Origin of the sequence: Streptosporangium sp. NPDC051022 (assembly GCF_040683035.1) — a bacterium.
In the GTDB taxonomy this organism is placed as follows: Bacteria; Actinomycetota; Actinomycetes; order Streptosporangiales; family Streptosporangiaceae; genus Streptosporangium.
On record NZ_JBFBCF010000004.1, the window covers coordinates 161,807 to 175,229 of the forward strand.

General features: G+C 72.1%; 22 protein-coding genes. All 22 read left to right on the forward strand.

Going from position 1 to position 13,423, the window contains the following annotated elements:
• Positions 1-27: 27 nt before the first annotated feature.
• The 22 genes from AB0N02_RS09875 to AB0N02_RS09980 all read left to right on the forward strand — a co-directional run bounded on the left by AB0N02_RS09875 (position 28) and on the right by AB0N02_RS09980 (position 13,417).
• On the forward strand, positions 28-513 hold the full coding sequence (locus tag AB0N02_RS09875) for a hypothetical protein (protein WP_363944466.1): 486 nt from the start codon (positions 28-30) through the stop codon (positions 511-513).
• Positions 510-1,529, forward strand: coding sequence for an AAA family ATPase (locus AB0N02_RS09880; RefSeq protein WP_363944467.1), 1,020 nt, complete (start codon positions 510-512; stop codon positions 1,527-1,529). Before AB0N02_RS09875 ends, AB0N02_RS09880 begins: the two co-directional genes overlap by 4 nt.
• On the forward strand, positions 1,526-1,693 hold the full coding sequence (locus AB0N02_RS09885) for a hypothetical protein (RefSeq protein WP_363944468.1): 168 nt from the start codon (positions 1,526-1,528) through the stop codon (positions 1,691-1,693). Before AB0N02_RS09880 ends, AB0N02_RS09885 begins: the two co-directional genes overlap by 4 nt.
• On the forward strand, positions 1,690-1,962 hold the full coding sequence (locus tag AB0N02_RS09890; RefSeq protein ID WP_363944470.1) for a hypothetical protein: 273 nt from the start codon (positions 1,690-1,692) through the stop codon (positions 1,960-1,962). The genes AB0N02_RS09885 and AB0N02_RS09890 overlap by 4 nt, the downstream gene beginning before the upstream one ends.
• Entirely contained in the window at positions 1,952-2,242 is a 291-nt protein-coding gene (locus AB0N02_RS09895) for a hypothetical protein (protein WP_363944472.1), read from the forward strand. The genes AB0N02_RS09890 and AB0N02_RS09895 overlap by 11 nt, the downstream gene beginning before the upstream one ends.
• A 142-nt stretch (positions 2,243-2,384) precedes the next feature.
• The gene (locus AB0N02_RS09900) at positions 2,385-2,672 is read left to right on the forward strand and encodes a hypothetical protein (RefSeq protein ID WP_363944473.1); all 288 of its coding nucleotides are present in this window, start codon (positions 2,385-2,387) and stop codon (positions 2,670-2,672) included.
• Positions 2,672-2,890, forward strand: a complete 219-nt coding sequence (locus tag AB0N02_RS09905) for a hypothetical protein (RefSeq protein ID WP_363944475.1) — start codon at positions 2,672-2,674, stop codon at positions 2,888-2,890. Before AB0N02_RS09900 ends, AB0N02_RS09905 begins: the two co-directional genes overlap by 1 nt.
• Entirely contained in the window at positions 2,887-3,318 is a 432-nt protein-coding gene (locus AB0N02_RS09910) for a hypothetical protein (protein WP_363944477.1), read from the forward strand. Before AB0N02_RS09905 ends, AB0N02_RS09910 begins: the two co-directional genes overlap by 4 nt.
• Positions 3,311-3,628 carry a DUF4326 domain-containing protein gene (locus AB0N02_RS09915; RefSeq protein ID WP_363944479.1) on the forward strand — a complete coding sequence of 106 codons (318 nt, stop codon included), beginning with the start codon at positions 3,311-3,313 and terminating at the stop codon, positions 3,626-3,628. Before AB0N02_RS09910 ends, AB0N02_RS09915 begins: the two co-directional genes overlap by 8 nt.
• 139 nt (positions 3,629-3,767) lie before the next feature.
• Entirely contained in the window at positions 3,768-4,007 is a 240-nt protein-coding gene (locus AB0N02_RS09920) for a hypothetical protein (RefSeq protein WP_363944480.1), read from the forward strand.
• A gap of 27 nt (positions 4,008-4,034) precedes the next feature.
• Positions 4,035-4,961 carry a hypothetical protein gene (locus AB0N02_RS09925; RefSeq protein ID WP_363944482.1) on the forward strand — a complete coding sequence of 309 codons (927 nt, stop codon included), beginning with the start codon at positions 4,035-4,037 and terminating at the stop codon, positions 4,959-4,961.
• Positions 4,958-5,275: a hypothetical protein gene (locus tag AB0N02_RS09930; protein ID WP_363944483.1), complete on the forward strand. Its 318-nt coding sequence runs from the start codon at positions 4,958-4,960 to the stop codon at positions 5,273-5,275. The genes AB0N02_RS09925 and AB0N02_RS09930 overlap by 4 nt, the downstream gene beginning before the upstream one ends.
• Positions 5,272-5,667, forward strand: coding sequence for a hypothetical protein (locus tag AB0N02_RS09935; protein ID WP_363944485.1), 396 nt, complete (start codon positions 5,272-5,274; stop codon positions 5,665-5,667). The genes AB0N02_RS09930 and AB0N02_RS09935 overlap by 4 nt, the downstream gene beginning before the upstream one ends.
• Before the next feature lie 115 nt (positions 5,668-5,782).
• Positions 5,783-6,025, forward strand: a complete 243-nt coding sequence (locus tag AB0N02_RS09940; RefSeq protein ID WP_363944486.1) for a hypothetical protein — start codon at positions 5,783-5,785, stop codon at positions 6,023-6,025.
• A 44-nt stretch (positions 6,026-6,069) separates the two neighbouring features.
• The gene (locus AB0N02_RS09945) at positions 6,070-6,306 is read left to right on the forward strand and encodes a DNA-directed RNA polymerase subunit alpha C-terminal domain-containing protein (protein ID WP_363944488.1); all 237 of its coding nucleotides are present in this window, start codon (positions 6,070-6,072) and stop codon (positions 6,304-6,306) included.
• A gap of 3 nt (positions 6,307-6,309) precedes the next feature.
• Positions 6,310-6,630, forward strand: a complete 321-nt coding sequence (locus tag AB0N02_RS09950) for a hypothetical protein (protein WP_363944490.1) — start codon at positions 6,310-6,312, stop codon at positions 6,628-6,630.
• Between the two features lie 129 nt (positions 6,631-6,759).
• Positions 6,760-7,296, forward strand: coding sequence for a hypothetical protein (locus AB0N02_RS09955; protein ID WP_363944492.1), 537 nt, complete (start codon positions 6,760-6,762; stop codon positions 7,294-7,296).
• Positions 7,293-7,736 (forward strand): DUF6248 family natural product biosynthesis protein, encoded by a 444-nt coding sequence (locus AB0N02_RS09960; RefSeq protein WP_363944494.1) that lies wholly within the window; start codon positions 7,293-7,295, stop codon positions 7,734-7,736. Before AB0N02_RS09955 ends, AB0N02_RS09960 begins: the two co-directional genes overlap by 4 nt.
• A gap of 25 nt (positions 7,737-7,761) precedes the next feature.
• Positions 7,762-8,580 carry a hypothetical protein gene (locus tag AB0N02_RS09965; protein WP_363944496.1) on the forward strand — a complete coding sequence of 273 codons (819 nt, stop codon included), beginning with the start codon at positions 7,762-7,764 and terminating at the stop codon, positions 8,578-8,580.
• Positions 8,581-8,779: 199 nt separating this feature from the next.
• On the forward strand, positions 8,780-9,316 hold the full coding sequence (locus AB0N02_RS09970; protein ID WP_363944497.1) for a hypothetical protein: 537 nt from the start codon (positions 8,780-8,782) through the stop codon (positions 9,314-9,316).
• On the forward strand, positions 9,267-10,823 hold the full coding sequence (locus AB0N02_RS09975) for a hypothetical protein (protein ID WP_363944499.1): 1,557 nt from the start codon (positions 9,267-9,269) through the stop codon (positions 10,821-10,823). Before AB0N02_RS09970 ends, AB0N02_RS09975 begins: the two co-directional genes overlap by 50 nt.
• Positions 10,823-13,417, forward strand: coding sequence for a phage minor head protein (locus AB0N02_RS09980; protein WP_363944501.1), 2,595 nt, complete (start codon positions 10,823-10,825; stop codon positions 13,415-13,417). The genes AB0N02_RS09975 and AB0N02_RS09980 overlap by 1 nt, the downstream gene beginning before the upstream one ends.
• Positions 13,418-13,423: the final 6 nt, after the last annotated feature.

Below are 13,423 nucleotides of genomic sequence, written 5' to 3' on the forward strand. Positions count from 1 at the left end.
GACGCCGACGAGCACGGCGGTGACGGCGTGAGCGACTCCCCGATCACGCCGCGCATGCCTCGCAACATGCTCGGGCTCCTGGTCCCCGACGGCAGCTCGCTCGACCTGGCCTGGGCCGTCCTGGTGGGCGACCGCGAGCAGGTCGGCACCCACAACGGGCGGCCGGTGTACTCCCCCACCATCACCAGCTGGCACTTCGTCCAGGCCTGCAGTGGCCAGGCCGACGCGGAGTACTTCGCCAAGGACATGGGGGTCGCCTCCCTCGGCGGTGTCGAGGTCGACCAGTGGGCCTGGCATTTCCTCCCCGGCGACCAGGGCCTGGAGCTGTACGCGTCCGACGGCGACGAAAAGCCGACCGACGTGGCGATCGTGCCGCTGACGGCGCTGCTGGCCGACGAGCCCGCGCCGACCGCCACCCCCAGCGTGCGCGGGGGGCCGCCTCTCGACGACGCCACCGAGGACGAATACCGCCGCGAGCAGGACGACCACCGCATCCCCAGGGAGAGCGCATGATCCGCACCCGTCAGCCCACCGGCCGCGCCCCCTGGCCACTCATCCTCGTCGAGGGCGCCGAGAAGTCCGGCAAGTCCTGGGCCGCCGCACAGCTCTCCGCGAGCGAGCGGGTCGGCCAGACCTACTGGATCGACCTCGGCGAGGGCGCCGCCGACGAGTACGGCGCCATCAAGGGCGCCCGCTACCTCGTCGTCGAGCACGACGGCACCTGGGCATCGATCCTCGGCCAGGTTCGCGAGATCCGCGCCGAGGCCGAACGCGCCGCCCAGGCCGGAGAACCGCCCGTGGTCCTGGTGATCGACTCCATGACCGCCGAGTGGGAGTTGCTCAAGGACTGGGCGGCCGGCCGGGCCCGGGAGACCAAGACCAACAAGAAGCGCCTGGCCGAGGACCCCAACGCCGAGATCAGCATCAGCATGAACTTCTGGAACGACGCGACCACTCGTCACCGGCAGCTGATGACTCTGCTCATGACGGTCCCGGGCATCGTCGTGATGACCGCCCGCGGCAAGGAGGTCGCCGCCCTCGACGCCGGGGGGCGGCCGATCGAGGGCAGTAAGGACTACAAGGTCGAGGGCCACAAGAGCCTGGCTTACGACTCGTCGGTCTGGGTGCGCCTGTCCAGGGAGCGGCCGCCCGTCGTGGTCGGCGCCCGGTCGGTGCACGCCGGGGTGAGGCCCGGTGTCGACCGGCCCGTCCCCGCACCGGACCTGACGCTGGAGTGGCTGGTCTTCGAGGTCCTGAAGTGCGACCCGCAGGGCACTCGGGCCCGCGCGATGACGACCATGCGAGCTGGGGCTGAGGCGCCGGAGCTGGACAACCTGTCGCCGTCTGCGCAGCAGCTGCTCGCCGAGGCCGAGGACGCCGCGACCGTCGAAGGGCTCGCCCTGGTCTGGTCGGCGATCACCGCGGTCCTCAAGGCGGGCGAGATCACCCTGCCCGAGGCCGAGGCGGTCCGTCGCCGGGTCCAGGCGCTGAAGACGGAGATGCTCGGCGAGGCCGGTGAGGCGGCGTGAAGGGCCGACGCTGCGCCCTGGCGCGCTGCCCGCGCCGCGCCACCACCACCCTCCGCGCATGCGGCACCGTCCACATGTGCGAGCCCTGCCGGGAACTCGTCGAAGGAGCCGCCGCCGCGACGGTGCGCGAGCCCGCCGAGGCGCCGGGAGGTGAGGGCCGATGAACGGGCCCGAGCACTACCGGGCGGCCGAGCAGCTGCTCAGCACGGCGTCCTTCGTCCGCTCGCCCGAGGACCCGACTCCGGTGATGGACCCGGCTGTGCACGCCGCGCTCGTCGCTCGCGCCCAGGTGCATGCCACCCTCGCCCTGGCCGCCGCGACCGCGCTGACCGGCTCCATGGCCGCCCAGTCCTACACCGACGAGCCGGAGCTTCGGGTCTGGCACGAGGTCGCCGGGGTGCCGGAGGACGTCGAGGTGTCCGATGCCCGCTGACCTCCGGTCGAAGGCCCTCGGGTACCTGCGCTCCGGCGCGGTGACCGTGCTCGTCGCCGACTCCTGGGAGCGCGGTCCTCGCCGCCCGTACCGCGTCCTCGCGGACGTCGTCGGCCACCGCTCCACCCACCGGGTCACGTTCTGGATCGACGTCCGCGAGAAGTGGACGTGCAGCTGCCGGGCGGAGGGCTGCGCGCACATCGCGGCCGTGCAGCTCGTCACCGGACACGCCACCGACGCCCGGCCCGCCACAGCCCTCGTCTCCACGCGGAGGACCTGATGATCCACCGCCGAGACGACCACCGCGAGCCTGGTCGGCACCGCCACCGGGACGGCTACGGCCTGGGCGCGACCGTCGCCGCCCTCGCCATCTGAGGGCCCCGCCGGCCGATATCCGGCGGGGCCATCCCAAGGAGGATCCCATGCAGTCCAACCCTTACAACCGCACCAAGCCCCCCACGACGTTCGCGGTCGAAGGCCGTCTGAACCTCAAGGGAGCCGCGGAGTTCCGCGGCGTCCGCAACCACCCCGACCGGGCGCCGACCTCCGAGATCCGCGCGCTCGGCGTGGATCTGATCTTCGAGACCCCGCAGGAGGCCGAGGCGTTCGCGTCGGCCGCCCAGGTCATGGCCGCCCAGCACCACATCGCATGGGAGCGGGCGGGCCTGATCCCCACGCGGGAGTCCGTCGAGCAGGTTGCGCCGCAGTGATGGCCACCGTCACGCGGGACGCCATCGCCCGCCTGGTTCCCGCGGCCCCGCCCGGCGCGACCGCCATCACGATTCGCGAGCTCGCCATGGAGGCGTACCCGACGCTCCAGCTCGGCAGCGTCCTGAAGCTCCTCTACTCGCTCACCTCCGACGGCCTGGCCGTCCGCACCGGCGACGACACCGGCCCCCACCGCTACCACCTCACGGAGTCCCGATGACCACCATCACCGCGCACATGCGCCAGGAGGGCGACCGCGCCCACGTCGCGATCTACGCCGGGGACGGCGACCCCGTCCCGCTGCCGTGCGGCGTGCTGACCATGGCGCCGTCCGAGGCGGCCGAGCTGGTCGCCCGTGTCAGAGCCGGAGAGCTCAGCTCGACCGCCATCACCCCGAAGATCGCCGCCCACGTCCTGCACCACGTCGGCGTGACCGGCGGCATGGAGCCCGAGCCGTTCATTCAGCGCCTGATCGACGCCATCGCGTCCGCCGACCGCACGGACCAGCTGCGCCTCGCTGCGGTGTACCCCGCCTACGCCCTGGCTGTCCACTGCACCGCCTCCGCGGACGGTATCCGGCGCCTGCAGGAGGTCGCCCTGGCGGCGCCCGTCCCGACCGCCCAGGACGGCGGTGAACACCGTGGCTGAGCGCGTTCGCGTCTTCGGAGACCTCTTCCACGGCCGGGTGCCGGACGGCGCGGTCTACGTCGGCCGCGCCGCCCCGGGACTCAAGGGCAGCCCCTTCAGCAACCCGTTCCCGGTGCGGGACCGCGGGCGCGAGCGGGCGCTGGAGCTGTATCGGGCCTACCTCTCCGCGAACCCGCACATCGTCGCCCGCGCTCATGTCGAGCTGGCCGGCCAGGACCTGGCGTGCTGGTGCCCACTCACCGACGGCGCCGGGCGCCCCGTGCCCTGCCACGCCGACATCCTCCTGGAGGCCATCTCATGCGACGCCTGATCCGCTGCCTGCGGCGCGGCCATCTGCCGAAGGTGCACCGCACCACCCGCGTGACGATCTGCCTGCGCTGCGCGCCGTGCCTGACGTGCCACGGGTCCAGCCCCGCCTGTGTCGGCTGGTGCACCGCAGAGCAACTGTCATGACCGAGGAAGAGCTGGCCGCCGTCCTGGCGGCCGTCGTCACCCCGCAGCGGCTGTGGACCGAGCTCGACACCCGGCGGAAGACGTTCTCCCCGCAGATGCCGTGGTGGCGCGTGGCGGTGGAACTCAATGTGTCCGCCAGCCAGCTGCAGCGCCTCCGCGAGGGAGCCGCCAGCCGGGCCGTACGACGCGCGGCCACCAAGTGGCTGGAGCAGCCCGCCCCGGCCGCCGCCGAGTAACCACCGCGCCACACAGGAAAGGACCCCATGAGCACGCTCCCGGACGGGCTGGAGCCGATCGACCCGCTGACGTGGCGGACGATCGTCGCCCGCTGCCTGCTCGGCTCCACGGTGAAGCTGGTCGCGCTCACTGCGGCGAACTACGCCAGCCCCAACGGGGCCGACGTGCGGCCCGGTGTGGCGTTGCTGATGAAGGACACCGAGCTGGGCGAGCGCACCGTCCGGGACGCTCTGGGGCGCCTGCGGGAACTTGGTCTGGTCTGGCGGACGTTCGAGGGTTCCTCTGCCGGTACGACCGGGCTCACGGACGAATACCAGCTCACCTATCCCGACGACCTGGAGAGCCGGGTCGCGATGTGGGATCCGAAGCGCCAGAAGATCACGAGGGGGGGTGTCGAGCAGGCCCCGCCGACGCCTCACATCCGCCGTAAGAAGAAGGCACCGGCATCTCCTGCCGGTGGTTCTCCTGTGGATAACTCGGTACCACCGGCAGGAGATGCCGGTGGTACCCCCTCCCAGAATCACCACAAGTCGGACACAGACATGGGGTTACCGTCTGGTAACCACCGGCATCTCACTGCAGAACCACCGGCAACTCATAACGGAACCACCGGCAACTCCTGCACCCCACCTAGCCATTCACCTAGCCATAGACCTAGCCATGACTCGGGGTTCTCTCCGTACGGCGCTGAGGTGGAAGGAGAAGGGGCGGGCCGCCGCGAGCCTTCGGCCAAGAGTTCCGCTGCTTCCTTCCGCCAGTCGCCGATCCTGACCGTCCTGCCCGCACCGGGCCCGGACCCCGCCGAGTACGACCGCGCTCGAGACGTCCTCGCCCGGCTGCCCGACCTCGGATCCGCCCTCATGGCCCGTGCCCGCGACGAGCTCGGCGCCGACGCGCCGCGCGCCCAGCTCGTCATCCACGCCGCCGCCCTCGCCACCCGGAGAACCGCATGACTCAGCCCTGCCCACACCGGCACGCCGACCCGCGCATGTGCCCTGACTGCCGCCGTGAACGCCTCGGCCCCGCCTCGACCGACCCCGACATCGCCGCCCGCTGGGACGAACTCCGCTCCGGCCTGACCGCGATGCTCCGGCCGTACGTCCAGCAGCAGCTGCTGGACGACCTCGTGCGCCGCGCGGTCGCCGAGCTCATCTCCGGGCCCGGCTGGAAGCCGCCGCTGAGGCTGGCGCCCGCCGTGATCCGTGACGCCCGCGTCCAGCGAGCCCTGGCCGCGCAGCACCCTGACCAGGAAGAGGCCACCCAGTGATCAATGAAGCTGCCGCGATCATCACCCGCGCCATCCAGAACAGCCCCACCATCGGCCCGTCCAAACTGGCCGTCGTCATCGTGGGCGAGCTCCTCGACCTCGGATGGACCCTCCCCGACCTCAGCTCCGGGATCGACCGCGACCTCGACCCGCTCGCCGTGTTCGCCTACGAGGCCGGCCACACCCCTCGGGGATGGGCCGTCCGGACGATCTCCATTCACATCGACACCTGGGCGACCGTGTCCGCCGCCCGTCGGCAGAACCCCACCAGCTTCCCCATCTGGCGCCTCGACCTGTCGGTGGAGGCCCTGGCGACTCGTCTCGTCGGTCATCTGCTTGACGGCGGGTGGAGCCCGCCCGGCGGCCTCGTCGACGCCGAGGTCCCGGCGTGATCCACCTCCGCCACCGCTGGGTCACGGTCGAGCGCATCGGCCTCGTGATCACCCAGCAGTGCACGACCTGCAAAAGGACCCGCACCCGCGTCCGCTGACCACGCCGAGGAGAGCCATGACCCCCGAGCAGATCGAACGCCGCGACTACAGCTTCTGCGTCGCCACCTACAAGGACCCGCTCCGCTGGGAGCGCTTCCTGGTCAACGCCACCAACCAGCGGCAAGCCGCCGAGGACGCCCGCACCTACGCCTGCGAGACCTGGGGCGACCCCGATGACATCAAGGCCTGGCCCCGCAACTACATCCGCGAGGCCCGCCGCCTCTACGCCCAGGGCCGCTACGAGGGCGCCCCGGCCTAACCAACCGAACCCCTGACCACCCGAACACCCGAACGGAGAACCCCATGACCAGCATCCGTGACCTCGTCGACCAGACCGGCCTGCCCCACGACACGCGCATCCTGCGCGCACTCACCGGCCTGACTTGGCACGTGCTCAACCCGTTGGCTGACGCCGAGATCGCGACCTTGGGTCGTCTCGCGCAGCAGACGGACGACGACCTGCTGGCCCTTCCCGGGCTTGGCAAGCGCCGCCTCGAGGCGCTCCGCACCGAGCTGCAGCGCGTCGCCCGCGAGAGGTGACCCATGATCCCCACCAAGCGTGAGCTCCGCGCCTGCGCCGAGTGCGGCCGGCCGATCCTGTGGACCGTGACCCGGGCGGGTGCGCGCATGGCCGTGGACCCACGGCCGGACGAGCGCGGCAACCAGGCGTGCTACCGGATCGCGCCCCGCACCTGGCAGTCCCGCTCTCTCGACGGCACCGACGCGCTGCCGCCGGCACCCCACGAGCACCGGTTTGTGCCGCACGTCGCCACCTGCAAGGGCCGGAAGGCCGCCCCGCCGGCCACGCTCCCGGAGAACGTGATCCGCCTCGACCCGAGGCGCCGGAGCGCACGGCGACGGTGACCCTCAGATGCCACTGGAGGCCCTCCAGCATCGCCAGACGCAGCCGTACAGCCCCACTCCGCCACCGACCTACCCCAGACCCCGCCCAGGCCATCTCAGAGCCCCACAGTCGATAGGAGACCCGCCCTCATGCCCGAGACCGTCTACCGCAGCACCCACCCCGACGTCCTGACCGTCTGGCGCGCCGCTGAAGAACAGGCGGACAAGGTCATCAGCCAGCGCTCCGCCCTCCTGGAAGAGCTGGGCCTGGCCGGCCACCGGTCGCTCACCCAGGGGCCCCGCATCCTCGGCATCGAGTACCCGCGCGACGTCGACCCCCCGGCCGGGTGGCGGCGCGACCGTGAGATCCCCACCGCGATCGTCCCTCACCGCCGCACCAAGACCGGCGCCGACATCGGCCGGCGCCTCGACCAGCTCACCCTGCCCGACCCCCGCCGCAATCTGCCCGGCGGCATGCCCCACATGGTGTGGCCCGACAACGTCGGCCGCACCTACTGGCCCGGCGTGCGTCTGCTCGGCGACGCGCTGTTCGTCACCTGGGGCTGCGACCCCGAAACCGACGACCACACCGTGACGATCGACCTGGCCGTCTGGGAGCGCGTACGGCTGTCGGCCTACTACCTCGCCATCGAGGCCGCCGAGGACGCGCAGGAGGCGCGGTCGTGACGCCCGACGAGGGCGCGTGGGTCCGCGAGAACGCCTGGACCGGCGCCATGCGCAAGACCCACGCCGACGTGCCCGGCTTCTACACGAAGTGCGCCTGCGAGTGGTCCGGCCCGTGCCTCAACGACCCCCGCCCCGGCGTGCACGAGACGTGCCACATGGGCGTCCCCATGGCCTATTACGAGACGGTCATCGAGGTCCGCGGAGGCCGGACCGTCGCGTCGTTCCCGACGCCGTACCGGCACCCCACCGCGAGCGCGACCGGCTGGCACCCCTCACATCTGGCGATGGTGTGGATCGCCGATCGCCGGTGCCGCTGGCAGTGCACCTGCCCCTGCGGCCACCCGCGGACCGACATCGCCCACGCCCCCGGCCGCAACCCGATGCGGCCCGTCCGCTACGAGCTCATCACCCTGCCCGGCCTCGACCTCCTGCCCGCCTGACCCGTCCAGCACTACCGGAGCGCCCGTGTCCCTGCCCTGCCCCGTCCCGCACTGCACCCGCGTCATGCCCGGCCACGCCACCGTGTGCCGGGCCTGCTCCTCCGGTCTCCTGCGGGACCTGGCCGACGTGCCGTCGCTGGACCTGCACCTGGACATCACCCTGACCCGGCAGGCCCGGCTCGGCACGCGGGGCGCTGGCGGGCAGGACGACGGCGCGCTGCCCTGGGACCAGCGCGCCCGGGAGGCCCGCGACGTGCTGCGGTCCGCCCTTGTCGGCTGGGTGCGGGTGCTCCTGGCCGACGAGGAGCGCCCCGGCCCGGCCTGCCCACGGTGCGAGCATGCGAGCTGCCTGTGGATCGCCGCCGCCCACGCCCCGGCTGACACGCTGCCCGCTCTCGCCCGATGGCTCATCCGGCAGCGCCGCGCGCTCCTCGCGCACCCCGCCGTCGAGGAGGCCGTCGACGAGCTGGTCGCCGCCGTACGGCAGGCCCGCCGCGCGATCGACCGCCCGGCCGGCACCTGGTACGCCGGACCCTGCGGAGTCGAGGACTGTACCGCGGACCTGTACGCCCGCCATGGCGCCCGCACCATCCGCTGCCACACCTGCCAGGCCACCCACGACGCCGACGACCGGGAGACATGGCTGCTCGACCAGGTCGCCGACGTCCTCGGCACCGCCGCCGAGATCGCCCGCGCCCTCAGCGGGTTCACTCCTGGCCTCACATCGGCCAAGGTGCGTGGCCTGGCCCACCGTGGGCGCATCCTGGCGCGCGGGGAGACCGAGCTCGGCCGCCCGCTCTACCGGGTCGGTGACGTGCTGGACATCGTGTCCGCTTCCGCTTGACACTGACCTGCGCGAACGCCATCCTGTGCTCAGCTGATCGCAGAAGGCCCGCCGAGTGCGGGCCTTTCGCATGTCCGGGGTCGGCCACCCCGGGCCAGCAGCTTCCGGGTGGGACCGGAGGGTCGGGAATCGGGTGAAGGGCGGCGGGTCGTTGAGGGATGCCCCGCCGCCCGGCCGAACGCAGTAGGCGGGAGGTGCCATGCCGAGCACCCGCGGAGGAGACGGCCGCTACACCCGCAGCCGACGCACCGCCGCCCGCGACGCCGAAGCCTGCCGCCTCCGCGCTCGTGGCCTCACCTACGAGCAGATCGCCGTCGACCTCGGCATGTCCAGCAAGTCCTCCGCCTACGAGGCCGTCCAGCGCGCTCTGGCTGCCACCGTGCGCGAGCCGGCCGATGAGGTGCGGCAGATGGAGCTGATGCGGCTCGACGAGCTGCACCGCTCCGCCCTGGCCGTGCTGGAGGCCACGCACTACGTGGTGGACAAGGGCGCCGTCGTCCTGTGGGAGGGTGCGCCGCTCGTTGACGACGGCCCGGTCCTGGCCGCCGTGGACCGGCTTCTGAAGGTCCAGGAGCGCCGGGCCCGACTGCTCGGCCTGGACTCCCCGCAACGGGTCAGCATCGACGCCCAGAACCTGGGTGAGGACCTCAAGAGCCTGATCGGCGCGCTGATGGGCGAGGACGACGATGACGACCTCGACGACGAAGACCCCGAAGAGCTCGACGACGACGTCTGACGTCGAGGCGATCCAGGCCAGCATCGACGAGCTCGTGCGCGCCGGGGACACGCGCCGTCTGCGTGCCGCACACCGGCTGCTGAAGTCCGCGGTCGACCGGAAGCGGGTCGCGGCCCGGACCGCGAGGTACCAGCACAACCCGATCGGCTGGGTTCGCCGACGCCTGCGCCAGGTCGTCTGGTCCAAGCAGCAGGAGATCCTCGAGGCGGTCCGCGACCACCGCCGGGTCGCGGTGCGCTCCGGGCACGGCGTCGGCAAGTCCCACACCGCGAGTCTGATCGCGGCCTGGTGGCTGGACACCCACCCGCCCGGCAGCGCGTTCGTTGTGAGCACCGCCCCGACATTCCCCCAGGTGCGAGCGATCCTGTGGCGCTACATCCGCCGCCTGCACAAGGCTGCAGCCCTGCCAGGCCGGGTCAACCAGACCGAATGGCTGATCGACGACGAGCTGGTGGGGTACGGCCGCAAGCCTGCTGATCACGACGAGTCGGCGTTCCAGGGCATCCACGCTGAGTTCGTCTTGGTGGTGATCGACGAGGCGTGCGGGATTCCCGAGCAGCTGTGGATCGCGGCTGATGCGCTGGCCACTGGCCCGGAGTGCCGGATCGTGGCGATCGGCAACCCGGACAACCCGGCGAGCCACTTCAAGCGGGTGTGCACGCCGGGCAGTGGCTGGCACGTGATCGGCATCTCGGCCTTCGACTCGCCGAACCTCACCGGGGAGCCGGTGCCCGAGCCGGTCGCCAAGGCGCTGGTGTCCCGCGAGTGGGTCGAGGAGAAACGCGCCGAGTGGGGCGAGGACAACCCGCTGTACCGCAGCAAGGTCCTCGGGGAGTTCTCGGAGGATTCGCAGTGGCAGGTCGTCCGCACGTCCGATGTGGCCGCGTGCCGCCTGGACCTGGAGACGCCTTACGCCGCCTCCGAGCTATGCCCGGTCGAGCTCGGGGTCGACGTCGGCGGCGGTGGAGACGAGACCGTGGTCCGCGAGCGCCGCGGCCCGGTCGCCGGCCGGGAGTGGCGCGAGCACACCGACCGGCCCGAGCGGATCGCGCCGATGGTGCTGCAGGCGATCCGGGAGACCGGCGCCACCAGCGTCAAGGTCGACTCGAACGGGGTCGGGTTCGGCGTCGTCGGCGAGCTGCGCAACATGGCTGCCCGGGGCCTGCACTCGGCGCGGATCTACGGCGTGAACGTCAGCTCGGCCCCACGCGATCAGACCCGGTTCCTGAACCTGCGCGCCGAGATCTGGTGGTGCATCGGCCGAGAGCTGTCCGAGGCGCGCGAGTGGGACCTGTCGACCATGGACAACGCCGACGCGACCGTCGCCCAGCTCCTCGAGCCGCAGTGGGAGCTGGACCCGAAGGGCCGCATCAAGGTGGAGCCGAAGGAGGACATCATCGAGCGCCTCGGCCGGTCCCCGGACAACGCTGACGCCCTGCTGCTGGCCTACTTCGTGCCGACCGATGCGGCCACCGAGTACATGGAACACCTGATGAGGAGGGCGTAGTGGGTCGTCGTCGGCGCAAGAACGCCCAGATCACCAAGGCTCCGTCTGGGGCGCTGCAGGGCCGTGTCGTGACGTTCACGCCCGAGCAGGTCGCCGCCCTTGTGCAGCAGGGCGCCAGCCGTACGGCCGCACCGCTCGCCCGGCCAGAGGAGTGGTTCCAGACGCCGTTCGGGCCCGGAACACCGCTGATCCCTGCGGCGATCAACGCCCCACGGCCGGACACCGGCCGACCGGAGCCTCGGCTGTGGGATTACCCGGTCTCGTGGAACCTGCAGACCGGCGGCCAGCGCCTGGTCCCGTGGGCAACGCTCCGGAGTGCGGCCGACGCCCCGCTGATCCGCCAGTGCATCCAGGTGAGGAAGCGCGGCATCACCGACCTCGGGTGGGACATCACCATCAGCCAGGGCGCCATCGAGGGCGCCCAGGCCGACGGCACCAGCCGGGCCGACGCCGAGAAGACGCTGCGCGAGCGCCTGGGCTCGCAGATCGACCGCCTCGTGACGTTCTGGAGTTGCCCCGACCCGGGCAACGGGCTGGAGCTCGCCGACTGGCTGTCCTCCTTGCTGGAGGAGCACCTGGTGCTGGACGCGGTGGCCATCTACCCGCGGCTGACATACGGCGGCGACCTGTACTCCGTGGAACTGCTCGACGGGTCCACCATCAAGCCGTTGCTCGACGAACGGGGTGGCCGGCCTCTTCCGCCGTACCCGGCGTTCCAGCAGGTGATCCACGGGTTCCCGCGTGGGGAGTGGATGGCAGACGGGGACGAGGACGGCGAAGTGCCAGGCTTCCCCGCCGACCAGCTCGTCTACCGGCGGTACAACGTGCGCACCTGGACGCCGTACGGCTACAGCCCGGTCGAGCAGGCCCTGGTGGACCTGGACCTGTACCTCAAGCGGCTCGGCTGGATGCGGGATGAGTACACCCCGGGCGTGCAGGAGGAGTCCTTCCTAAAGGTCCCGGAGAACGCACAGTGGAGCGCCACCCAGCTGCGGGAGTACGAGCGGTCGTACAACGACGACGTCAGCACCAACCGGGCGCGGTTCCGGATGCTGCCGCCCGGCGTCGAGCCGATCTTGGGCGGTGACCGCAACGAGCGCTACAAGCCGGACTACGACCTGCACATCATCAAGCTGGTCGCGTCGCACTTCGGAGTGACGCTCCCCGAGCTGGGCTTCTCTGAGGCCAAGGGCCTCGGCTCGAGCGGGTGGAGCGAGGGCCAGGAGGCCGTCCAGCACCGCCAGTCCGTACTGCCGACCGCGCGCTGGCTGGAGGCGCTGCTGACCGGTATCTCGCGCCGTCACCTCGCGATGCCGCCCGAGCTGGAGTTCCGCTTCCTTGGCCTGGAAGACCAGGACGAGGAGGTCGCGGACAAGATCAGCGAGGCACGGGTGAAGTCGGGCCGCATGACCCTCAACGAGGACCGCGACCGGCAAGGCCTGCCCCGCTACGCCCTCCCAGAGGCCGATAAGCCCGCCCTGCACACCGGGACGGGCCTGGTCTTCCTGGAGGGCGCCCTGGCGACGCAGGAGGCGGGACGTCTGGCGGCCGAGCGGATGGCCCGCGAGGGGGGACAACCGGGCGGCCCGTTCGGGCAGAAACCGGGGACTGACCAGGGCGGTCGCGAGGACAAGAAGCAGGACGGCGAGGCGGCCGGCGAGGTCGCGAAGTTCCGCCGCTGGGCTCGCAAGCGCGTCGAGCCGGGCCGGACGTTCGAGTTCGAGGCGCCGCGCGACGTCGTGCTCTCCCTGGCGCCCGACCTGGCCGACGACGACCGGGTGACGTGGAAGGCGGCGGGCCCTGGCCCAAAAGCGCAGGCGTGGGCGGGGTGGGAGCGTGACGAGGCCCTGGCCGCGCACTACGCCCCGCTGATCGCCCAGGCGCTCGGCGAGGCGGTCGACGCCGACCAACTCGCCGCGGCCTGGCTGCAGGCCCGCGGCGCGCTCAAGGCCGCCCGCCGGTGGCTGGATAGCCTCGGCATCGTCGGGCGGCTCGTGAAGGCCCTAGGGCGCTTCCTGCGCCGTCTGTGGACGGAGGCCTGGCACATCGGTACCGTCGCCGCCCAGGCCGCGCTCCAGCGGGCCGAGGCGGTCAGCAGCCCCGTGGACTGGGGGGCGTGGACGCCGGGCGACCCTGAGGCCGCCGCCCGCCTGTACTCCGGCCATCGGGGTCTGCAGGACCTGCTCGACCGCGACGGGATCGACACCATCCGCTCGATCGCCACGACGCGGATGAACGACCTGGCCGCGCTGCTCGCCGACGCGGTCGCCGAGGGTTGGCCGGCCGCTGACCTCGCCGACCGGATCCGCGGACTGCTTCGGCGGCCGGATCGCGCCGAGATGATCGCGACCACCGAGATCGCCCGTGTCGTATCGGCCGCCTCACTGGATCGCTACCGGGACGCGGGCCTGGAGTGGATCGAGTGGGACACCGCCTACGACGAGCGGGTCTGCCCCATCTGCCGGGGCAACGAGGACGCGGGCCCGACGAGGCTCGGCCAGCCGTTCCCTGGTGGCGTGTTCGCCCCGCCTCAACATCCGTGGTGCCGGTGCGCACCGCAGCCTGTCCTTGACCCGCCACTGGCGCTGACCTGAGGAGCA